Genomic DNA, 278 nt, shown 5'->3' on the forward strand with positions numbered 1-278 from the left:
ACCCTGATGGGCATGGGCATGATGGTCAACATCAATGCCGACATCGATTTCGAAACCGCCGAGTTGCTCGCGACCGAACACGATCTCGACATCGAGCTGAAGGCCGCAGAGTCGCTCGAACAAGAGCTGATCACTGAAATCGAAGAAACGGCTGACGACCCGGATACGTTGGTTGCACGTCCTCCGGTTGTTACTTTCCTCGGCCACGTTGACCACGGAAAAACCAGCCTGCTGGATCACTTGGTCGGCATTAACGTCGTCAAGGGCGAAGCCGGCGG

The 278-nt window shown here is 56.5% G+C and carries 1 protein-coding gene; it reads left to right on the plus strand.

The annotated features are described in order from the left end of the window. The coding region (locus B2R17_RS09315) for a translation initiation factor IF-2 N-terminal domain-containing protein (protein WP_286763779.1) at nt 1-278 on the plus strand (278 nt) is incomplete at both ends.

The sequence above is a fragment of the Rhodopirellula sp. UBA1907 genome (assembly GCF_002337565.1).
Lineage (GTDB): Bacteria > Planctomycetota > Planctomycetia > Pirellulales > Pirellulaceae > Rhodopirellula > Rhodopirellula europaea.